The organism is Rhizobium sp. BK491 (assembly GCF_014194925.1).
Classification (GTDB): Bacteria; Pseudomonadota; Alphaproteobacteria; order Rhizobiales; family Rhizobiaceae; genus Rhizobium.
Genome location: NZ_JACIAR010000002.1, coordinates 877,227 through 896,498 on the forward strand (window position 1 = coordinate 877,227; position 19,272 = coordinate 896,498).

The following is a 19,272-nucleotide window of genomic DNA, read 5'->3' on the forward strand; positions in this document are numbered from 1 at the left end:
TGCCTTTCAACCCGTGCAGACTTGCGCTGCGCCGGGACATTTAGACAGAGCTCATGACCATGTCTGACGACAACGCATCTCGTCCCAATCGCCGCCGCGTTCTTGCCGGCATCGCCGTCACGCTTTTTGCGCCCGCAATCGTCAGGGCGGCTGATGACAGCACCACAGGCAGCAAGCCCGCCGAGACAAAGGCGATCGCCCGGAGCGATGAAAAGGCCGACGATGCCCCGCCGCTGCTTTCGGGTGACTATGCCAAAGAACGCCACTTGTTTCGAACCGATCTCCTGAGCAAGGGGCCGGCCCCCGATATCTACGAGAGGCTCATTACGCCATCGACGGCCGAACGGCTTTTCTATCGTAGCGGCGTTGGCGAGGAACTGGAGCTCGTTGCCTGGGTTTCCCGCTATACGCGCTCGGAGAAGCCGAAGCCGGCCGTATTGTTCCTGCATGGCGGCAACGCCATCGGGCAGGGGCATTGGCAGCTGATGAAGCCTTATGTCGAGGCCGGCTACGTCGTCATGATACCCTCCATGCGTGGAGAAAACGGCCAGAAGGGCAATTTTTCGGGTTTTTACGACGAAGTTGCCGATGTGCTGGCCGCTTCAAACCGGCTGCGGCATCTGCCGGGTGTCGATCCACACCGCATGTTCCTGGCCGGGCACAGCATCGGCGGCACGCTCGCCATGCTGGCAGCAATGTCGACCCATCGCTTCCGGGCGGTCGCGCCCATATCAGGCAATCCGGATGCCTACGCCTTCTTCGGCCGCTATCCGCAGGATATCCGCTTCAACACCGGGAACCCGCGTGAATATCAGATGCGCTCGCCGCTCTGCTATGCGCACAGTTTCAAAAGCCCTGTAAAGCTGTTCCACGGGACTGAAGAGGCGCATTTTGATTCGCGCTTGGCATTGCTTTCGAAGCGAGCGACAGCCGCAGGCGTGAAGATGGAGATGGCGACCGTACCGGGCAGCCATAATTCGGCGCTGCCGGGTGAGATCGCGCAGAGTATCGAATTCTTCAAGAGCGTGGCCGTCTAAATCAGCCCTTAAAAGCGGTACGGGAGATAACCGAACCTCTCCGCACGTCGCTTTTACGCCATCAGCTTCTCGATCAATGCCGTCGCCGCTTCCGCAATCACGGTTCCGGGCGGAAAGATCGCGTCGGCGCCGGCTGCCTCCAGCGCCGCGAAATCCTGCGGCGGAATGACGCCGCCGACCGCAATCAGAATGTTGCGGGCATGACGCCGGATGAGCGCCTCCTTCAATTCCGGCACCAGCGTCAGATGACCGGCGGCAAGCGACGATGCGCCGACGATGTCGACGCCTTCGCGCACGGCGACGTCGGCGACTTCCTCAGGCGTCTGGAACATCGCGCCGACGACGACATCGAAGCCGAGATCGGCAAAGGCCGTGGCGATGACCTTCTGGCCGCGATCGTGCCCATCCTGGCCCATCTTGGCGATGAGGATGCGGGGCTTTTCGCCGCGCATCTTGCGGAAGGCTTCGACCTTGGCGACAGCCTTGTTGAAGGCGGGGTCGGCGTCGCCGACTTCCTGGCGATAGACGCCCGAGATGGTCCTGATCTCGGCGACATGCCGGCCATAGGCCTTTTCCAGCGCCAGCGAGATTTCGCCGACGGTGGCTCTCGCCCTCGCTGCCTTGACGGCAAAATCGAGCAGGTTGCCGGTGCCGTTTCGCGCGGCATCCGTTAAGGCATCCAGGGCTGTTTCGACGACGGCCGTCTCGCGGGTGCCCTTCAGCTGCTGCAGCTTGGAAAGCTGGCGTGCCCGCACCTCGGAATTCTCGACCTTCAGGACATCGACTTCGATATCCTGCGCCGGTTTGGAAAAATTCACGCCGACCACGGTCTGATGGCCGCTGTCGATGCGGGCCTGCGTTCGGGCCGCGGCTTCCTCGATCCGAAGCTTCGGAATGCCTTTCTCGATCGCCTTCGCCATGCCGCCGATCGCCTCGACCTCCTCGATATGGGCGAGGGCGCGCGCGGCGAGATCATGGGTCAGCCGCTCGACATAGGCCGAGCCGCCCCAGGGGTCGATGATATCTGTCGTGCCTGATTCTTTCTGCAGCAGGATCTGCGTGTTGCGGGCGATGCGGGCGGAATGATCCGTCGGTAGCGCCAGCGCCTCGTCGAAGGAATTGGTATGGAGCGACTGCGTGTGCCCCTGTGTGGCCGCCATCGCCTCGACCATGGTGCGGATGATGTTGTTCATCGGATCCTGCGCCGTCAGCGACCAGCCGGAGGTCTGGCTGTGGGTCCTGAGCGCGAGGGATTTCTGATCCTTCGGCGCGAAATTCTTCTGCATCAGCGTCGCCCAGATCAGCCGCCCGGCGCGCATCTTGGCGACCTCCATGAAGAAGTTCATGCCGACGGCCCAGAAGAAGGAGAGGCGGGGGGCGAAGCTGTCGATATCGAGCCCGGCTGCGACGCCGGCCCGCGCATATTCGATGCCGTCGGCAATCGTGTAGGCGAGCTCCAGATCCGCCGTCGCGCCAGCCTCTTGCATGTGGTAGCCGGAGATCGAGATGGAGTTGAACTTCGGCATGCGCCGGCTGGTATAGCTGAAGATGTCCGAAACGATCCGCATGGAGGGCTGCGGCGGATAGATATAGGTGTTGCGGACCATGAACTCCTTGAGGATGTCGTTCTGGATCGTGCCCGACAGCTTGTCCTCGGAAACGCCCTGTTCCTCCGCTGCGACGATATAAAGCGCCATGATCGGCAGTACCGCGCCGTTCATGGTCATCGAGACGCTCATCTCGTCGAGCGGAATGCCATCGAAGAGCTGGCGCATGTCGAGGATGGAATCGATCGCCACACCCGCCATGCCGACATCGCCCGCCACCCGCGGATGATCACTGTCATAACCGCGGTGGGTGGCAAGATCGAAGGCGACGGAAAGGCCCTTCTGTCCGGCCGCAAGGTTGCGGCGATAGAAGGCGTTGGATTCTTCCGCCGTGGAGAAGCCGGCATATTGGCGGATGGTCCAGGGCTGCTGGACATACATGGTCGGGTAGGGGCCGCGCACAAATGGCGCAGCGCCAGGATAGGTGTCCAAAAACTTCAGGCCGGCAAGGTCGCTTTCGCGGTAGGAGCGCTTGACGCTGATGCCTTCGGGAGTTTCCCAGGCTGGGGCGTCGATTGTTGGCGCCGTTGCCCGCGGCTTGGCCCAGGGGATGGTGGTGAAGTCGGGGATACGGGTCATTGAACCGGTGCCTTCGTGAATATGGAGGCTGCGTTACCCCCCTCTGTCGCTTTCGCGACATCTCCCCCACGAGGGGGGAGATTGGAAACCCGCGGAGCCATTCCGCCCCAAACAAGCATTTTGTCTGCGGTGGTGGAGGTTGCAATAGTCGATGACGTTAAATCTTGGCGTGAAACGATCTCCCCCCTTGTGGGGGAGATGTCACGAAGTGACAGAGGGGGGTGTGCATTCTCCGCGAATTCAGCAATCGCCATCATGATACCCCTCATCCAGCCGTACCGGCATCAGACCCATGCCGCCGGCAATCGGACCCAAAGGCCCCAAGACCGTCACCGGCCGCTCGGTCTTCGTGGCAAACAGCGTCGTCCCCACGATCAGCTTGGCGATGCGGCTCGCGCGCGCCTCCGCAACCATCGCCGCCAGGCGACCGCTGGAAATGACCTTCGCCAATCCACCCTGGGCTTCGATCTCGATAAAGATATCCCAGGCCCGCTCGGCCAGTGCGTCGGTCAGCGTCTCGATGCCACCGGCTCCAGCGGCGGGATCGACGACATGATCGAGGTGGCTCTCCGCCACGAGGATCGTCTGCGTATTGCGCGCCAGACGCCGCGCCAGTGGATCGGGAATGCCGTGTGTCAGGCTGTGCGGCAGAACGCAGATTTCGTCGGCGCCGCCGACGCCGGCTGAAAAGACCGCGATCGTATTGCGCAGAATGTTCGTCTCCGGATCGAGGCGGGTCAGCATGCGATAGCTTGTTTCGGCGAAGAGATGCGCCGGCTGTGGGTTGGCGACGCCACAGGCCTCAGCGATCCGGGTAAAGATCAGCCGCGCCGCCCGCAACTTCGCGATCGTCGTGAACTGGTTCTGATCGGCCGAAAGGCAAAGGCTGGTTGCCGCAAGCGCTGCTTCCGGCGAAAGGCCGGCCTCTTCGAGCAATCGCAAACAGCCCACAATGCTGGCGGCCATCACCGCAAGCTCCTGAGCTTCGGTTCCGCCGGCATTGTGGACGGCGCGGCCATCCGCGTTGACTATCGTACCCGTGAGGCCGCGCTCGATGAAATGCTTGATATCTTTTGCAAAGGCGGTCTGCCCGCCGTCATAGGAAAAGACATCGAAACCGAGATGCAATGTCTTGGCCGTCGGATCTGCAATCGCAGAAACCAGAGCGTCGATGGTGTCAGGCGCGAAGCCGTCGAAACGCAAGATAGCGGTTTGGTGCGATATCGCCGCCAGCGCGCGGGGAAGGCCGGAGTCTCGCGCCTCGATGCCGATGCCGAAGGCCGAAGCAGAGGTTTTGGAAATGAGGCTGATACCGCTTGCGCCGTTGGCAAGATCGTCGCTGAGCTGCGTCATTGCTCGCTCGGGATCCGGATCGTCCATGCGCTGCGTCACCGTCCAGGGAAGGTCGGCCCGCCGACGCGAGAGCGGGGCATAATCGCGCCGCCGCTTGTAAAGCGGCTGGATGGCGATGCCATCATCCGTTCGCGATGCCAGCGCTTCCTCGAAATCCTTGCCTTTCAGCGCCCTTTCCACCAGCTTCAGCCACGCCTTGTGGTCGGTCTGGCCGAAAATGCTCGGGTCGAGACTGTCGATATTCATGCGATCCTCCGTCTGAGAATGGTCTAGCCCATGATGCCGCATGGGAAAACAGAAGTTTGGCGGATCCGCGCAATATCTTCGCTCGCGCTACCTGGTGCTCGACGCCAGCCTCGCTCCAGCCGCGGCGGTCATTATGCGGCCGATCCGATGTGTCCCAACTGGTTTCCGAGAATGGTCGATCTGCTGCCCGTTTCCTATCGCCTGCTCGCTCTTGCCTCTCTGGCAGCATTGTCCGCCTGCAGCATCATTCCTGATACGGGCGCCACCGACCCTGATCGTTTCGTGCAGGAAACCACCCCGGTTTTCTATCGTCCCGAGGGTATTGAGCCGAACAGGGTAAAACGCCTGCCGGTACAGCCCGTGCCGCAGGCGCGCGATCTCTTCCAGACGCAATTCCATCAAACCTATGGTCTGCCGACCTTCAATCCGGTGCATCAGGCCATGTATGCGCAGCGCAGCGAGGATGATTTCACGCTGCCGGCCATCCCGTATAAGCGCATCGACACGCGCTTCCTGCGGCAGGAAGTGGACTACCAGACCAAGGAGCGCCCCGGCACTATCGTTGTCGATACGCGCGACCATTTCCTGTATTTCGTCGAGCCGGGTGGCAAGGCAATGCGCTATGGCGTCGGCCTCGGTGCTGCCGGATATGCCTGGCATGGCAGGGGCGTGATCCAGTGGAAGCAGAAATGGCCACGCTGGACTCCGCCAGCCGAAATGGTCGCGCGCGACCCGCAGATCAGGCCGCTATCGGCCGAGCGCGGCGGCATGAATCCGGGGCCGACCAACCCGCTTGGCGCGCGTGCTCTGTACATCTATCAGGGCGGCCGGGATACGCTTTATCGGGTTCACGGTACGCCGGATTGGCAGTCGATCGGCAAGGCTGCATCCTCTGGGTGCGTTCGTATGCTCAACCAGGACGTGATGGATCTCTACAATCGAGTGCCTGAAAAGGCGGAAATTGTCGTTCTGTAGCAGTATTTTACCACAAATTTTCGTGATGTTGCATAAGTGCGATAGTCGGGATGATTAGCGCTCTTTAGTTTTGCCTCTGTCTCTGCGAACCTCTCGGGGAACCGAATCAGCCTGTTGATGCGGGTTTTCGCTTCCTCCACCAAAGGAACTATGCTGTCGACATGAGCCTTCCTTCATCCTTATCCCGACGTAATTTCCTCGCCCTTGCTGGTCTCGGCGCTGTTTCGACCCTTGCCAGCTGTGCCTCCACCATCAACAGCGGCCCCGTCGTCAGCCCGGTTCAATATACCGGCTCGCCGAGGCCGTTCCGCAGCTGGTTCTCCAGCTATGACGGCGAGCAACCCGATCCGGCCGTAATCTACGCTTCCGTCGAGGATGGCGGCTTCATCATTCCGGCGGTTCCCTACCAGCAGATCGATCCGCGCTTCTATCGTCAGCGGGTGGTCGACCCCACCGGCGAGGCACCCGGCAGCGTGATCGTCAACACAACCCAGCGCATGCTCTATGTCACAGAGCAAGGGGGCACGGCGATGCGCTACGGCATCGGCGTTGGCCGCGAAGGCTTTGCCTGGCAGGGCCGGGGCGTCATCCAGTGGCGCAAGAAATGGCCGCGCTGGAATCCGCCGGATGAAATGGTCGCCCGCCAGCCGGAGCTTGTGAAATATTCCATCGCCAACGGCGGCATGGACCCGGGCCTGAAGAACCCGTTAGGAGCGCGTGCTCTCTATATTTTCGAGGATAAACAGGATTCGCTTTATCGCCTGCATGGCAACCCCGACTGGCGCTCCATCGGCAAGGCCGTTTCCTCTGGCTGCGTCCGTCTGCTGAACCAGGATGTCATCGATCTCTATGATCGCGTTCCAGAGCGGGCGCCGATCCTGGTCACGGCCTGATACCGCATCATTGAAAAAAAGGGGCGTCACTGGCGCCCTTTTTTGTTTGCCGCCCTGACCGGAATTACCCGGTGCCCCAAAACCACTGCCAACTTGACCCTCGGCTGCCGGCGCTGGTCGCGTAGACCGGCTCTCCGTTATATCACACCATCGCTATCCTCGTATTAACGGCATTGTCGCATTCACTTTCTCGAGACAATTGCAAAATATATATTGCGCGCGATTAAATCGCGATGTATATAAAATCCATCCAACCGAAGGAGACATGACATGCCTATTCTCTATACGACCAAAGCTTCCGCCACCGGTGGCCGCGCCGGCCATGCAGTTTCCGAAAATGGCGTCCTTGACGTTACGCTTACTGTTCCTAAGGAGCTCGGCGGTGATGGCGCTACCGGCACCAATCCGGAGCAGCTTTTTGCAGCCGGCTATTCGGCCTGCTTCTTGGGCGCTTTGAAATTTGTCGCAGGCCAGCAGAAGGTCAAGATTCCGGAAGACGCAAAGGTCACGGCGACTGTCGGCATCGGTCCGCGCGCAGATGGCACCGGCTTCGGCATCGAAGTGTCTCTGGCCGTTCATATCCCTGGCATGGACAAGGCCGAGGCTGAAAAGCTCGCCGCTGCCGCCCATATCGTATGCCCCTATAGCCACGCCATGCGCACCTCGACCGAAGTGCCGGTTGCTGTTGTCTGACGCGAAACGCGCCGCCGGTCGATTGAAGGCCGGAAATACGGAATATATTGAAAAAGAGCGGCAGTTTGATCTGTCGCTCCTTTTCTTTTGCAAGAAAAAGGCTATATCTTTTCTTAGGAAAGGACGTAGCCATGATAAAGACCCAGGCAATAGGCCAGACGATGCCCGGCGAAGCACTCGTCATGACAAAGGCCGTCGTCAACGCTGCCGAAAGGCTGGGATTGAACGCCCGTATCCTGGCGGCCGTCATCGGCGTGTCGGAGGCGACGGTGTCGCGCATGAAGCGACAGGATCATCTGCTAGAGCGCGATAGCAAGCCTTTTGAACTTGCCGTGCTTCTTGTTCGTCTCTTCCGTTCGCTCGACGCTATCGTCGGCGGCGACGAGGCTGTGGCGCGGCAATGGCTGCGTAACGGCAATATCGCCTTTGGTGCAGCGCCGATCGACAAGATCGTCTCGATTTCTGGTTTGACCGATGTCCTTGCCTATCTGGACGCCCGCCGCGCTCTCGTCTGAGGCAAGGGCTATTTCCGGCCAATATTGGCGGCTGGTGGAGTCGCAGCATCAGGTCTCGACGCTGAAGCTCGTGGACACGTTGGAGGAGCAGGCGCTCCTAGAAAGCATCCTGGAAGAAAGTAAGCCGGTTCTACCGCCTGAATGCGCCGGGCTCGACTATCTCCTTGCCACGCCCTTCCGCTATGGCGCGATCTATCCCCACGGTTCCCGTTTCCGTCGCGCCGGCCGCACGCTCGGAGTCTTCTATGCCTCGGAGCAGGTGGAGACGGCCCTGGCTGAAATGAGCTTCTATCGGCTGCTCTTCTTCCGTGATTCCCCCGATACGCCGTTGCCCGCCAATGCCGCCGAATATACCGCCTTTGCTGCTGCGATTACGACGAAGGCGGCGATCGATCTGACTGCGTCTCCCTTGGATCGCGATCGGCAGCTGTGGACCGATCCGATCGACTATGAGGCTTGCCAGTCGCTTGCAGAGGCAGCGCGAACCGGCGGCATCGAGGCAATCCTCTATCGTTCCGTCCGCGATCCTCGCGAAGGCATGAACATAGCGCTGCTCACGGCCAGAGCCTTCTCTGCCCGCGAACCCGTTGAACGCCAGACCTGGCGCATCCGGCTGTCGCGCGTCGGGGTACAGGCGCTGTGCGAATTCCCACGGCGCCGCATCGGCTTCGAAAGACAGGATTTCGAGGGCGATCCACGGCTATCTGAGGCGCAATTCAAAGCAGAATAGCAAGATCGCTGCGCAGGCGGTCACCGCTGCCGTCGGGCAGCCGCTCTTCGAGCGCGGCGTGCGTCGTCTTCCAGATTGGCACGGCGGCGGCGAGTGCTGCCTTGCCGGATGGGGTGAGGCTGAGCAGGCGGGCGCGTCGATCTTTTGGATTCGGCATGATATTGACCCACCCCCGCCGTTCCAGTGGCTTTAAGGCCGCCGTCAGCGTCGTCTGGTCTATTGCCAGGAGTGCTGTGACCGATCCCATGGATGCCGGCACGGGCCGGTTCAGGGACATCATCAGGGAGAACTGGCCGTTGGTAAGGCCGAACGGCCGTAGCGCCTCGTCAAAGCGACGGGCAAGAGCGCGCGCTGCTCGCTGAACATGCAGACATAGGCAGGTGTCGCGCACTAACAGCGTGGTTTCAAAGGGGATTTCGACTGCGTTTGACATGCTTCATTAATATTGATATCAATATATTTGTCAAGATTTGGGAATGAAAACGCCGGAGGAGGGCGCGGACAATGAACCAGGTCGTTTCCAGGGATGTGTGGCTGGAGGCCCGCCGTCAATTGCTCGCCAGGGAAAAGGAGGCCACGCATCTTCGCGATCGCGTCAATGCCGAACGCCTGGCCTTGCCTTGGGTAAAGGTCGAGAAGGACTATGTTTTCGACACATCGGCCGGCAAGAGGACACTTGCAGATCTCTTCGACGGCCGCAGCCAGCTCATCATTTATCACTTCATGCTCGGCCCGGACTGGGATGCCGGATGCACCGGCTGCTCCTTCCTTGCCGATCATTTCGATGGAACGCTTCCGCATCTCAACCATCACGATGTCACGTTGGTCGCCGTTGCCCGCGCGCCAATCGAAAAGATAGAGGCCTACAAGAAACGCATGGGCTGGAAGTTCCCATGGGTGTCGTCCTTCTCCAACGATTTCAATTTCGACTATCACGTCTCTTTCACCAAAGAGCAGCTCGCCGGTGAAAAGGTGTTCTATAATTTCAACGATATGAACGCCGCCGACGGCAACGACGAGTTGCCCGGTCTCAGCGCCTTCTACAAGGATGAAGCCGGCAATATCTTCCACACCTATTCCAGCTATGCCCGCGGCGGCGAGGAAATGATCGGTACGCTGATGATCCTCGACAATGCGCCGAAGGGCCGGAATGAAGGCCACACCATGGATTTCGTGCGACGCCACGACGAATATCAGGAGGCGGCGAAGGCGGGCTCCTGCTGCCATTGAAGCATGACGAGACTGCCAAATTTACGCCATGCGGCGCAAGGGGTCGAATTATTTCTCCTTGCGCCTAGTTAAGACCTGGAGCCTGCTCGCCAGGAAGCGACGGATCAACCGATTGACCATCGTTCGGCCGTCACGTTCATCGGCCATCATGTACCTGCGTCGACATCAGGCTCAGGATGAGACGGATGACCGTCACAATCACAGTAGGGAGAGAGATCATGGCAGAGAAGGGATATTTTGTCTGGTACGAGCTGATGACGACGGACATGAAGGCGGCGGAAGCCTTCTATACCAAAGTCGTCGGCTGGGATGCGGCGGATGCCGGTATGCCGGAAGTCGGCATGGACTATACATTGTTCAGCGCCGGCGCCGGCCCCGTTGCCGGTCTGATGATCCTGCCTGAAGAGGCCAAGGCCATGGGCACGCCACCCTGCTGGACCGGATATATCGGCGTTCCCAATGTCGATGACGCCACCAAGACCGTTGTCGCCAAGGGCGGAAAGACCTATCGGGAGCCGGCAGATATTCCAGGCGTCGGGCGGTTCTCCGTCGTCTCCGATCCCTACGGCGCAGCCTTCTGCCTGTTCACGCCGCTGCCGGGCCAGGATTGGGAGCCGCCTGCTCCTGCGACACCGGGCTATTTCGGCTGGCACGAGCTCTATTCCAACGATGGCCCGAAGGCCTTCGATTTCTATAGTGAGATGTTCGGCTGGGAGCTGAGCTCCGATTTCGACATGGGGCCGATGGGCAAGTACAAGATCTTCAAGATCGGCGATCGCGACTTCGGCGGCATCATGACCAAGCCCTCGGAAATGCCGATGGCTGCCTGGAATTTCTATGTCAACGTCCCGGCGATCGACGCTGCAATCACCCGTATCACGGAAGGCGGCGGCAGGATCGTCAACGGCCCGATGGAGGTCCCCGGCGGCAGCTGGATCGTCCAGGCGACCGATCCTCAGGGAGCGTTCTTCTCGCTGGTCGCCCCGGTACGGTAGTTTTTATCCCCGTTGGGGGTAACACCTCCCCCTTGAGGGGGAGGTCGCCGCAAAGCGGCGGGTGGGGGTGATATTCGGACCTGCAAAGGTCGCCAAGTTCACCCCACCCCGGAGCTGCGCTCCGACCCTCCCCCTCAAGGGGAGGGTGGCTTTCCTACCGTTTCAGGCTGCCGAGGATGCCGCGCACCAGCGCCCGTCCCACTTGCGTTGCCACCGTGCGGGCCATGCTTTTCATCGTCGCTTCCAGGATCGTCTCGCGCTGATAGCCCGAACGGCCGCGGCTTGGCGGCTTGCTGCTGTCGCTGCCGAAGCCGGGCAAGGTCCAGCCGTCGCCGGCACTCTCGCTCTGCGGCGCAGCCGCCTTGCGTGCCCGCTCGGTCAGGATCTCATAGGCGGATTCGCGGTCGATCGTTTGGTCATAGACGCCGGCAACCGGACTGCCGTTGATGATGGCTTGGCGCTCGCCATCGGTGACGGGGCCGATACGGCCGGATGGCGGGCGGATCAGCGTGCGTTCGACGACGGACGGCGCACCCTTGCCCTCAAGCATCGACACCAGCGCCTCGCCAGTGCCGAGCGTGGTGATGACGGTGGCGCAATCGAAAGCCGGATTGGGCCGGAATGTCGAGGCTGCTGTCTGCACGGCCTTCTGCTCGCGCGGTGTATAGGCGCGAAGCGCATGCTGCACGCGATTGCCGAGCTGCGCCAGCACCGTTTCTGGTACGTCGAGCGGGTTCTGGGTGACGAAATAGACGCCGACGCCCTTGGAGCGGATCAGGCGCACCACCTGTTCGACGCGCTCGATCAGTACCTTCGGCGCGTCGTTGAAGAGCAGATGCGCCTCATCGAAGAAGAAGACCAGCTTCGGCTTTTCCGGATCACCGACTTCGGGCAATTCCTCGAACAGTTCTGAGAGCAGCCACAGCAGGAAGGTGGCATAGAGGCGCGGGTTCATCATCAGCTTGTCGGCTGCAAGCACCGAGACCTGCCCGTAGCCATCGTTGCTGACCCGCATGATGTCGGAGATTTTCAGCGCCGGTTCGCCGAAGAAGTTTTCCGCGCCTTGCTGCTCCAGAACAAGCATTGCGCGCTGGATCGAGCCGACCGACGATTTCGAGATCAGGCCGTATTTGCTGGAAAGCTCGCTGGCATTGTCGCCCATATAGTTCAGCAGCGCCTGCAGGTCCTTGAGATCGAGCAGCGCCAGGCCGTTCTCATCGGCGATCTTGAAGGCGATGTTGAGCACGCCTTCCTGCGCCTCGGACGCATCCATCAGGCGCGCCAGCAGCAGCGGCCCCATCTCGGCGATGGTTGTGCGCACGCGATGGCCCTTTTCGCCATAGAGATCCCAGAAGATGACCGGGAATTGATCGAATTCATAGGGTGAGAGACCGATTTCTTCGGCGCGCTTCAGCAGGAAATCCTTTGGCTCGCCCTTGACGGCGATGCCGGAGAGATCGCCCTTGATGTCGGCACAGAAAACGGGCACGCCGGCCTTGGAAAATCCTTCCGCTAGCACCTGCAGCGTTACCGTCTTGCCGGTGCCGGTCGCGCCGGTGACAAGACCGTGACGGTTGCCGAATTTCAGCGTCAGGAACTCGTCCTTATTGATGCTTTCATCGGGGTTGCGGCTCGCGCCGACGAAAATCTGTCCATCCTGCTGCTGCATAGTGTCGTCTCCCTTAGAGCATGATGCCGAAAAGTGTCACCGGTTTTCGGCTTTATGCTCTACCTATTTGATTCTAATACCGGATGATCTTGGATCGAATCGATCCAAGATCATCCGGTACTAGGGCGGCGGCACAGCAGCGTTTCAAGGCTGCCAGGGCCATTCATCGATTTGTCCTGACACTGTTATAAGAACTCGCATGAAGAGGGACAACCATTCGCTTCAAGGTTCCGCTTCTGGTAGAATGTTGACCTCCGGCGCGGCTTGTGTCGGTTGCTTCATTCAGTTACGTTGACGTTAACGTTATAAAGGCAGGAGGCCACAGTGAACGAAGTTATTGATCAGATCGCGACCAAAGCCGGCATCGCTCCCGACCTTGCGGAAAAGGCCGTTGGCATGATTCTCGGTTTCCTGCAGCGCGAAGCTCCGGATGGTCCCGTCACCAAGATGATCGAATCCATTCCCGGCGCCTCCGATCTCGTTGCTCAATATAACGGCGAGGAAACGGGTGGCGGTGGCCTGCTCGGCGGCCTGCTCAGCGCAGTCGGCGGCGGTGGCGGCCTGATGGCGCTCGGTCAGCAGCTGATGAGCAGTGGTCTCAGCATGGGTGAGATCAGCTCGCTTGCCAAGGAAACGATCGCAACCGCCCGCCAGCATGCCGGCGACGAGGTAGTCGACCAGGTCGTCAATTCCGTTCCGGGCCTGCATCAGTTCATCTAGGCTGCTATTGCCTTGAAAAGAAAGCCGCTGGCCAAATCCCGGCGGCTTTTTGTTGTTCAGAAAGCAGGACCGACCTCGCCATGTTGCGCCCCATAAAAGGCAGGCAGTCAGCCTCCATCCGCTGATCTTCTTCAGCGTTAGAATTTCCTGCTCTTCAGTGTCCCATCGATCTCATGCCATTTGCGGCCGTCGCGTTCGATGAGTTCGTCGGCGCAGGCCGGGCCGGTGCTGCCGGGGGCGTAAGGATCGGGTTTGCCGCCTTCGGCCCAGAGGTCGAGGAAGGGCTGCACGGCCGCCCAGCCGGCTTCGATGCCGTCGGCGCGCTGGAAGAGCGTCTGGTCGCCGACGAAGAGTTCGTAGAACAGGCTTTCGTAGCCGGTCTGCTTGCCGATGTCGAAACTGTCGGCATAACGGAAATCGAGCGAAACGGGCGCGGTTTTCAGCACCAGCCCCGGCGATTTGATCGAGATTTCCATATCGAGCCCTTCGTCGGGCTGCACCTGGATGATGAGCCTGTTCGGCGGCAATTCGGGGCGGGATTCGTGGCGCGGGAACTGGGCGAAGGGCACCGGCCGGAAGGTGATGACCACTTCCGTATCCCGCGCCTTCATCGCCTTGCCCGTGCGCAGGTAGAAGGGCACGCCGGCCCAACGCCAGGTATCGACTAGGAGTTTCAGCGCCACGAAGGTTTCGGTGTTGCTGTCGGGCGCGACATCGGGTGTCTGGGTAAAGGCCGGCAGATCCCTGCCGGCAATCGGGCCGGCCGTATAGGCGCCGCGTACGCCGTTCTTGATTGCTTCCTCCCGCGAGTACACGCGCAAGGCCTTCAGTACCTTGCCCTTCTCATTGCGGATGGATTCGGCATCGAAGCTGTTCGGCGGTTCCATCGCCACCATCGCCAGCAGCTGAAAGAGGTGGTTCGGCACCATGTCGCGTAGCGCGCCGGTCGCATCGTAGAATTTGCCGCGCGTGCCGACGTCCACAAGCTCGGCCGCCGTGATCTGCACGTGGTCGATATAGTTGTTGTTCCACAGTGCCTCGATCATCATGTTGGCGAAGCGCGTCGTCATGATGTTCTGCACGGTTTCCTTGCCGAGGAAATGGTCGATGCGGTAGATTTGGCTTTCGGATACATGGTTCAGCAGCCGCGCATTCAAAGCCTGTGCCGAGGCAAGATCATGGCCAAAGGGTTTTTCGATCGCGATGCGGCGGAAAGCCCCGGTCGCTTCGTTCATCAGTCCGTTTTCGGAGAGTTTCTCGGCGATATCGCCGAAGAAGCGCGGTGGCACGGCGAAATAAAAGGCTGCGTTGGCGCTGGCCGCATGCGAGAGATAATCCGAAATCTCCTTGTAGACGCCGTTCTGGGTGAAATCGCCGGAAATATAGCTGATGCGCTTGCGCAGGCTCTGCCATGCTGCCTGCCGCTCCGGATCGTCCATGTCGCCTGATGTCTTCAGGAACGATTCCAGGCGATCGAGCAGCATGTCGGCGCCGCCGGTCTCGATGCCGATGCCGAGAATATGCAAATCGTCGCCGATAAGCCCGCTGCGGGTCATGTTGATCAGCGTCGGGATCAGCAGGCGCCGGGTGAGATCGCCGGCGGCGCCGAAGATCACGAATGTCAGCGGCGGGGCCGGTGCGACGTCGGGGGTGGTCATGCACGGATCTCCTTCTGGAGGCCATATTCTGGGCTTCTGGACGACATCGACTATCTCCTCGGAGCTGTTGCTGTTTCAGCTTTGGCTTGTCATGTTCTAGCGCGGGCCGGCGCCGGTTGTCGATGGGATCGACGCACCGCCGCCAACAGGTATTTCGGGGCTGATAGATAACCTATTTCTTCACCGCGACCAGGAAGAGCCGCGGGAAGCGCAACAGCACCTTGCCGTCGACAAGCGGCGGATAGGCTTTCTCGATATGCTTCAGATATTCGGCGATGAAGGCATCGCGATGCTCGGCGCCGACATGGTCGAGATAGGGACGCAGGCCCGTGCCCTTCACCCATTCGACAATGGCTGCTGCGTTTTCCAGCACGTGATTGTAGTTGGTGTGCCAGATATCGACCCGGACGGACTTGCCGATCAGCCTGTTATAATAGACCGAGGGCGCAGGTAGGGGATTGCGGCGTACGCTCTTCTTAGCGAAGGCATCGCTCCAGGGACCGTTCTTTGCGGTTTCTTCCATCATCAGATGGCTATGCTCCGTCAGATTGTCGGGCATCTGCACGGCAAGCACGCCGCCGGGCTTCAGCCCGTCCATCAGGTGGTCGAGGATATCGAGATGATTTGGGAGCCATTGGAAGACCGCATTGGCAAAGAGCAGATCCACCGGTTCTTCCGGCTGCCATGTGGCGAGATCCGCCTTGACGAAGCTTGTGCCGGGCAAGCGCTTGCGCGCCTCCTCCAGCATGTTGTCGTCGCTATCGAGGCCGGAGACGCCGGCAGCACCATAGCGCTCGATGATCAGCTCGGTCGAATTGCCGGGGCCGCAACCGAGGTCGATCGCGCGTTCGATCCGATCCAGCGGTACCTGAGCCAGCAGGTCGCGCGAGGGGCGCGTGCGTTCATCTTCGAATTTCAGATATTGACCGGCAGACCATGCCATGAGCGTTTCCTCTTTCTGGATTGCCGTTTCTCTGGATGCGCATAGCACCGGGATATATCAGAACCGTGTAATGACGCTGATGCCCTTGCCTTCGGCTTTATCAAGAGACATCAGCGCCGGAACGGCTTCTTCCAGGCTGATACTGCGACCGATGAGTTTCTGGGGCGCTATCTTGCCGGCGGCGAGCATGTCGAGCATGGCATCGTAGCGCCAGGCCTGCATGCCGTGGCTGCCGTAGATTTCCAGCTCATGGCCGATGACCTGCGCCATCGGGATCTGTGGCGTCGCATAATCGCCGAGCATAAGGCCAACCTGCACATGCCGGCCGCGGCGACGCAGGTTCTTGATGGAATTGAAGCAGGTCGTGGGATGGCCGAGCGCGTCGATCGAGACATGCGCGCCGCCCTTGGTGATCTCGCGTACGGCCTCGGCCACATCGGCGACCTCGGCCGCATTAATGGTCGCGACTGCCCCACATTCGCGGGCGAAGGCGAGCTTCTCGTCGGAAATGTCGATGGCGATGGCGTTGGCGCCAAGGGCGCTCGCGATCATGATCGCCGACAGGCCGACGCCGCCGCAGCCATGAACGGCGATCCATTCGCCGGGACGGGTCTTCGCCTGATCGGCAACGGCACGGAAGGAGGTGGCGAAACGGCAGCCGAGGCTTGCCGCCGTCGCGTCGTCTACCGAGTCCGGCAAGTGGACGAGATTGGTGTCGGCATAGTCGATCGCGACATATTCGGCAAAGGAGCCCCAATGGGTGAAGCCGGGCTGGAACTGGCTGGGGCAGACCTGCTGGTTGCCGGAATGGCATTCGGCACAGTGGCCGCAGCCGGAGACGAAGGGAACGGTGACGCGATCGCCCACCTTGAAGCGGACGACGCCGCGCCCGGCCGCCACCACCTTGCCGGCAAGCTCATGGCCCGGCACATGCGGCAGCCTGATATCGGGATCATGACCCATCCAGCCATGCCAGTCGCTGCGGCAGAGCCCCGTCGCGCCGACGGCGATAACGACGCCATCTTCGCCCGGTGTCGGATCTGGCAGGGTGCGGATTTCGGGTGTTGCCTCGAAGGCCTCGTAATACATGGCTTTCATGGGGTTCTTCCTGTCTCTTGACGATTCCTACGGTTCATCACTTTTCCTGATGGATCTATTCGTCAAGTCGTTGTTTCGACGCATGAAAATTGCGTTATGAATGCGGTATCGGGCGCTTTGTTGCAAATGAATTTTACCGCGCAGTTTCCGCTTGACCCTTGGGTTGCAGGGTTATTTGCTCTTCGCCATCTAAAGCAATTCCGCCAAAGCGCGGTCACGGCTTTCCGTCCGGAATTGCGAGAAAACAAAAAGATGGAGCGGTTCGGCGATCCGGCGAAAGCTGAACCGATCAAAGGGAGGAAATACCATGTCCGTCGATACGTCGCCCCGAACCACCACCTGGACCTATGTCGAAGGAGAATGGCTTTCCGGCAATCCGCCGCTGATCGGGCCGACTTCGCATGCCATGTGGCTTGGTTCGACCGTGTTCGATGGTGCCCGCTGGTTCGATGGCATCGCCCCTGATCTCGACCTCCATTGCCAGCGCATTAACCGCTCCGCCATTGCGATGGGCCTGAAGCCGGTGAAGACGGCTGAAGAGATCGAGGCGCTCGCCTGGGAAGGCATCAAGAAATTCGACGGCAAGACGCCGATCTATATCAAGCCGATGTATTGGGGCGAGCATGGTTCGCCGGGCAGCGTCGTTGCCGTCGACGCGGAATCGACGCGTTTCGCGCTCTGCCTGTTCGAAGCTCCGCTTGGCGGCAATGGCGGCATCACGCTCACGGTCTCGCCCTTCCGCCGCCCATCGCCGGAGACGGCGATGACCGACGCCAAGGCGGGATCGCTCTATCCGAACAGCGGCCGCATGATCCTGGAGGCGAGGGGCCGCGGTTTCAACAATGCGCTCGTGCGCGACATGAACGGCAACGTCGTCGAGACGGCGTCGTCCAACGTTTTCATGGTCAAGGGCGGCATCGTCTATACGCCGGTCGCCAACCGCACCTTCCTTGCCGGTATCACGCGGGCCCGCGTCATCGGGCTATTGCGTCGGGAAGGCTTCGACGTGCGGGAGGAAACTCTATCCGTCGAGCAGTTCATGGCGGCAGATGAAATCTTCACGACCGGCAACTATTCCAAGGTCGTCAGCGTCAATCGCCTCGATGGCTGCGAATTCCAGGAAGGGCCGGTCGCCCGCAAGGCGCTGGAACTTTACATGGATTGGGCGCACGGCCGCAGCGCCAGCGAAGAGTAGTGAGGCCTGACAGGTTACAATCTACCGAGCTTCGAAAGCGTTCCTGGTCATCTGATAGGACGCAAAGGGCTGGCCGAGATACGTTGTCTCGCGCGTCGGGGACAGGCCGAGCTTTTCGGCGACGCGCATGGAAGCGGTGTTGCCGGGTGCGATATCGGCAATCAGCCGTTCGAGGCCAAGTGTTCCGAAAGCATGCGTGAGAACCGGCCTTGCCGCTTCCGTGGCATAGCCTTTGCCCCAGGCGAACCTGTTCAACCGCCAGCCAATCTCGATGTCTGGCCCGACCGCGTCGACGGGGATCAGTAAAATCCAGCCGAGAAATTGCTTCGGATCCTCCTTGGCGAAGATTGACCAATAGCCGAGGCCATCACCGAAATCAGCCTCCATGCGGCTCGTCAGGAATAGTCGGTGTGCCTCCGGATCGCCCCACGGCCCCGGAATGAGTCTCGTCACCTCCGGATCCCGATCCATGGCGAGGCAATCGTCGATGTCCGCCAAGGTGCGCGGGCGCAGGATCAGGCGGCCAGTTTCAAAAGTCGGAAGCACTGCTGTTCTCCAAGACTATCGAGATAAGGCGAAGATCCCAGACGGATATTATTGTAGCGCAAACCCAATCCAAATTAAACGGCGCGAAGGGGGCTTTTGTGATATTATGATCTCGGTTGGCAAAACCCTTAAGGAGGCCGCCATGAAAATCTCTCTTCCTGCCTCTGTCTATCTCTTCGACTATTACAGGGCTTTCCTCCAGCTCTGCGTCGTGTTGGCGATTGCCTTCGTCGTCTATTCGACGCTGTTCGGATTGACCTGGTGAAGTCGGAAGCAATTGAAACCGTCGGCCTTAATCAGGCCGCCGGGTCGGTTTTGTTTCGAGGTAGTTGACGATGAGCCTGAGCTTTCCCAATCGCAGCCGCAGTTACGACGCTTCGGCGAGGCGTATCCGTTTCACCGGCTATGACGGCATGTTCGAGGTTTCGTTTCTGGTCGACGCGGATGTCTTCCCGGGTTCGCATACCGAAGCTGGATATCTTGCCGCCTTCGATGACGGACGAGACGCGATCCAGAAGGTCGCCGCCAGAGCCTACGGCCATGCCCGACGACGCCTGTACGTCCTGACCGCTAGCGATTTTCGCTGACGA

At 60.3% G+C, this 19,272-nt stretch carries 20 protein-coding genes; 12 read left to right on the top strand and 8 right to left on the bottom strand.

Features of this window, described 5'->3' with window-relative positions:
• Nucleotides 1-53 precede the first annotated feature (53 nt).
• Nucleotides 54-1,037, top strand: a complete 984-nt coding sequence (locus FHX05_RS12155) for an alpha/beta fold hydrolase (protein WP_183871901.1) — start codon at nt 54-56, stop codon at nt 1,035-1,037.
• A gap of 53 nt (nt 1,038-1,090) precedes the next feature.
• Here FHX05_RS12155 and scpA read toward each other — a convergent pair whose 3' ends face one another.
• Together scpA and FHX05_RS12165 are read right to left on the bottom strand one after the other, a co-directional pair.
• Complete coding sequence (gene scpA, locus FHX05_RS12160; protein WP_183871903.1) at nt 1,091-3,223, bottom strand: methylmalonyl-CoA mutase; 2,133 nt, start codon at nt 3,221-3,223, stop codon at nt 1,091-1,093.
• A gap of 240 nt (nt 3,224-3,463) precedes the next feature.
• On the bottom strand, nt 3,464-4,822 hold the full coding sequence (locus FHX05_RS12165; RefSeq protein ID WP_183871905.1) for a methylmalonyl-CoA mutase family protein: 1,359 nt from the start codon (nt 4,820-4,822) through the stop codon (nt 3,464-3,466).
• 171 nt (nt 4,823-4,993) lie between these two features.
• Between FHX05_RS12165 and FHX05_RS12170 the strand changes: the two genes are divergently transcribed.
• The 5 genes from FHX05_RS12170 (at nt 4,994) to FHX05_RS12190 (ending at nt 8,628) form a co-directional block, all read left to right on the top strand.
• A complete protein-coding gene (locus FHX05_RS12170) occupies nt 4,994-5,797 on the top strand; it encodes a L,D-transpeptidase (protein ID WP_041677288.1) in 804 nt (267 codons plus the stop codon).
• A gap of 161 nt (nt 5,798-5,958) precedes the next feature.
• Entirely contained in the window at nt 5,959-6,690 is a 732-nt protein-coding gene (locus FHX05_RS12175; protein ID WP_183871907.1) for a L,D-transpeptidase family protein, read from the top strand.
• A 270-nt stretch (nt 6,691-6,960) separates the two neighbouring features.
• Nucleotides 6,961-7,383: an organic hydroperoxide resistance protein gene (locus FHX05_RS12180; protein WP_069613858.1), complete on the top strand. Its 423-nt coding sequence runs from the start codon at nt 6,961-6,963 to the stop codon at nt 7,381-7,383.
• A gap of 131 nt (nt 7,384-7,514) precedes the next feature.
• Complete coding sequence (locus FHX05_RS12185) at nt 7,515-7,898, top strand: MbcA/ParS/Xre antitoxin family protein (protein WP_183871909.1); 384 nt, start codon at nt 7,515-7,517, stop codon at nt 7,896-7,898.
• Nucleotides 7,858-8,628 carry an RES family NAD+ phosphorylase gene (locus FHX05_RS12190; RefSeq protein WP_183871911.1) on the top strand — a complete coding sequence of 257 codons (771 nt, stop codon included), beginning with the start codon at nt 7,858-7,860 and terminating at the stop codon, nt 8,626-8,628. Before FHX05_RS12185 ends, FHX05_RS12190 begins: the two co-directional genes overlap by 41 nt.
• Here the strand turns inward: FHX05_RS12190 and FHX05_RS12195 are convergent.
• Nucleotides 8,615-9,061 (bottom strand): MarR family transcriptional regulator, encoded by a 447-nt coding sequence (locus FHX05_RS12195; protein ID WP_112335582.1) that lies wholly within the window; start codon nt 9,059-9,061, stop codon nt 8,615-8,617. The genes FHX05_RS12190 and FHX05_RS12195 overlap by 14 nt on opposite strands.
• 71 nt (nt 9,062-9,132) lie before the next feature.
• Between FHX05_RS12195 and FHX05_RS12200 the strand changes: the two genes are divergently transcribed.
• A complete protein-coding gene (locus FHX05_RS12200) occupies nt 9,133-9,858 on the top strand; it encodes a thioredoxin family protein (RefSeq protein WP_112335583.1) in 726 nt (241 codons plus the stop codon).
• Nucleotides 9,859-10,076: 218 nt separating this feature from the next.
• Complete coding sequence (locus FHX05_RS12205) at nt 10,077-10,853, top strand: VOC family protein (protein ID WP_112606057.1); 777 nt, start codon at nt 10,077-10,079, stop codon at nt 10,851-10,853.
• Between the two features lie 154 nt (nt 10,854-11,007).
• Here the strand turns inward: FHX05_RS12205 and FHX05_RS12210 are convergent, their stop codons facing one another.
• On the bottom strand, nt 11,008-12,522 hold the full coding sequence (locus tag FHX05_RS12210) for a helicase HerA-like C-terminal domain-containing protein (RefSeq protein ID WP_112607594.1): 1,515 nt from the start codon (nt 12,520-12,522) through the stop codon (nt 11,008-11,010).
• Between the two features lie 324 nt (nt 12,523-12,846).
• Between FHX05_RS12210 and FHX05_RS12215 the strand changes: the two genes are divergently transcribed.
• The gene (locus FHX05_RS12215) at nt 12,847-13,242 is read left to right on the top strand and encodes a hypothetical protein (protein WP_112398226.1); all 396 of its coding nucleotides are present in this window, start codon (nt 12,847-12,849) and stop codon (nt 13,240-13,242) included.
• Nucleotides 13,243-13,379: 137 nt separating this feature from the next.
• On the opposite strand, the gene zwf is transcribed toward FHX05_RS12215, so the two are convergent.
• The 3 genes from zwf to FHX05_RS12230 all read right to left on the bottom strand — a co-directional run bounded on the left by zwf (nt 13,380) and on the right by FHX05_RS12230 (nt 16,941).
• Nucleotides 13,380-14,900, bottom strand: a complete 1,521-nt coding sequence (gene zwf, locus FHX05_RS12220) for a glucose-6-phosphate dehydrogenase (protein ID WP_183871913.1) — start codon at nt 14,898-14,900, stop codon at nt 13,380-13,382.
• A 172-nt stretch (nt 14,901-15,072) separates the two neighbouring features.
• A complete protein-coding gene (tam, locus tag FHX05_RS12225; RefSeq protein ID WP_183871915.1) occupies nt 15,073-15,843 on the bottom strand; it encodes a trans-aconitate 2-methyltransferase in 771 nt (256 codons plus the stop codon).
• A 57-nt stretch (nt 15,844-15,900) separates the two neighbouring features.
• Nucleotides 15,901-16,941, bottom strand: a complete 1,041-nt coding sequence (locus tag FHX05_RS12230; RefSeq protein WP_112607588.1) for a zinc-dependent alcohol dehydrogenase family protein — start codon at nt 16,939-16,941, stop codon at nt 15,901-15,903.
• A 307-nt stretch (nt 16,942-17,248) separates the two neighbouring features.
• Between FHX05_RS12230 and FHX05_RS12235 the strand changes: the two genes are divergently transcribed.
• On the top strand, nt 17,249-18,136 hold the full coding sequence (locus FHX05_RS12235) for a branched-chain amino acid aminotransferase (protein ID WP_183871918.1): 888 nt from the start codon (nt 17,249-17,251) through the stop codon (nt 18,134-18,136).
• A gap of 21 nt (nt 18,137-18,157) precedes the next feature.
• On the opposite strand, the gene FHX05_RS12240 is transcribed toward FHX05_RS12235, so the two are convergent.
• Nucleotides 18,158-18,682, bottom strand: coding sequence for a GNAT family N-acetyltransferase (locus FHX05_RS12240; RefSeq protein ID WP_183871920.1), 525 nt, complete (start codon nt 18,680-18,682; stop codon nt 18,158-18,160).
• Between the two features lie 142 nt (nt 18,683-18,824).
• Here FHX05_RS12240 and FHX05_RS30765 point away from each other — a divergent pair, with 142 nt between their 5' ends.
• Both FHX05_RS30765 and FHX05_RS12245 read left to right on the top strand, forming a co-directional pair.
• Nucleotides 18,825-18,947: a hypothetical protein gene (locus FHX05_RS30765; RefSeq protein ID WP_281409860.1), complete on the top strand. Its 123-nt coding sequence runs from the start codon at nt 18,825-18,827 to the stop codon at nt 18,945-18,947.
• A gap of 70 nt (nt 18,948-19,017) precedes the next feature.
• Nucleotides 19,018-19,269: a DUF1488 domain-containing protein gene (locus FHX05_RS12245; RefSeq protein WP_112335592.1), complete on the top strand. Its 252-nt coding sequence runs from the start codon at nt 19,018-19,020 to the stop codon at nt 19,267-19,269.
• Nucleotides 19,270-19,272 lie beyond the last annotated feature (3 nt).

Coding starts and splice junctions, on each gene's coding strand:
- FHX05_RS12155 (WP_183871901.1), top strand. CDS start 54: ATGACCATGTCTGACGACAACGCATCTCGTCCCAATCGCCGCCGCGTT.
- scpA (WP_183871903.1), bottom strand. CDS start 3,223: ATGACCCGTATCCCCGACTTCACCACCATCCCCTGGGCCAAGCCGCGG.
- FHX05_RS12165 (WP_183871905.1), bottom strand. CDS start 4,822: ATGAATATCGACAGTCTCGACCCGAGCATTTTCGGCCAGACCGACCAC.
- FHX05_RS12170 (WP_041677288.1), top strand. CDS start 4,994: ATGGTCGATCTGCTGCCCGTTTCCTATCGCCTGCTCGCTCTTGCCTCT.
- FHX05_RS12175 (WP_183871907.1), top strand. CDS start 5,959: ATGAGCCTTCCTTCATCCTTATCCCGACGTAATTTCCTCGCCCTTGCT.
- FHX05_RS12180 (WP_069613858.1), top strand. CDS start 6,961: ATGCCTATTCTCTATACGACCAAAGCTTCCGCCACCGGTGGCCGCGCC.
- FHX05_RS12185 (WP_183871909.1), top strand. CDS start 7,515: ATGATAAAGACCCAGGCAATAGGCCAGACGATGCCCGGCGAAGCACTC.
- FHX05_RS12190 (WP_183871911.1), top strand. CDS start 7,858: ATGTCCTTGCCTATCTGGACGCCCGCCGCGCTCTCGTCTGAGGCAAGG.
- FHX05_RS12195 (WP_112335582.1), bottom strand. CDS start 9,061: ATGTCAAACGCAGTCGAAATCCCCTTTGAAACCACGCTGTTAGTGCGC.
- FHX05_RS12200 (WP_112335583.1), top strand. CDS start 9,133: ATGAACCAGGTCGTTTCCAGGGATGTGTGGCTGGAGGCCCGCCGTCAA.
- FHX05_RS12205 (WP_112606057.1), top strand. CDS start 10,077: ATGGCAGAGAAGGGATATTTTGTCTGGTACGAGCTGATGACGACGGAC.
- FHX05_RS12210 (WP_112607594.1), bottom strand. CDS start 12,522: ATGCAGCAGCAGGATGGACAGATTTTCGTCGGCGCGAGCCGCAACCCC.
- zwf (WP_183871913.1), bottom strand. CDS start 14,900: ATGACCACCCCCGACGTCGCACCGGCCCCGCCGCTGACATTCGTGATC.
- tam (WP_183871915.1), bottom strand. CDS start 15,843: ATGGCATGGTCTGCCGGTCAATATCTGAAATTCGAAGATGAACGCACG.
- FHX05_RS12230 (WP_112607588.1), bottom strand. CDS start 16,941: ATGAAAGCCATGTATTACGAGGCCTTCGAGGCAACACCCGAAATCCGC.
- FHX05_RS12235 (WP_183871918.1), top strand. CDS start 17,249: ATGTCCGTCGATACGTCGCCCCGAACCACCACCTGGACCTATGTCGAA.
- FHX05_RS30765 (WP_281409860.1), top strand. CDS start 18,825: ATGAAAATCTCTCTTCCTGCCTCTGTCTATCTCTTCGACTATTACAGG.
- FHX05_RS12245 (WP_112335592.1), top strand. CDS start 19,018: ATGAGCCTGAGCTTTCCCAATCGCAGCCGCAGTTACGACGCTTCGGCG.